We start from the raw sequence: 271 nt of genomic DNA on the forward strand, positions 1-271 counted from the left end.
GAGGCGAGCCGCTACTTCACGCTCGAGCCCGGCGACATCATCTGCTTCGGCACCTCGGCCAAGGGCGTCGGCAACTTCCCCAACGGCCACCGGTCGGTCAATATGCACAAGCTTTCCGGTGTCATCGACATCGAGATCGAGGGGCTCGGCCATCTGTCGAACCCGGTCGTGCACGACTGGAAGTAAGCTGAAACGACGCATGGCGCGGCGCCTGCCGCTCCATGCCGGGAGGAGAAGCCATGCGGCTTGTGGAAATTCAGGGCGCCGGGGG

1 protein-coding gene is annotated in these 271 nt (G+C 64.6%); it reads left to right on the top strand.

Features of this window, described 5'->3' with window-relative positions; translation table 11 throughout:
* Positions 1 to 186: fumarylacetoacetate hydrolase family protein (locus B4E36_RS11685; RefSeq protein ID WP_345900376.1), on the top strand; the 186-nt coding region annotated here is incomplete at its 5' end.
* Positions 187 to 271: the final 85 nt, after the last annotated feature.

It is taken from the genome of Martelella sp. UBA3392 (genome assembly GCF_002358775.1).
Classification (GTDB): domain Bacteria; phylum Pseudomonadota; class Alphaproteobacteria; order Rhizobiales; family Rhizobiaceae; genus Martelella; species Martelella mediterranea.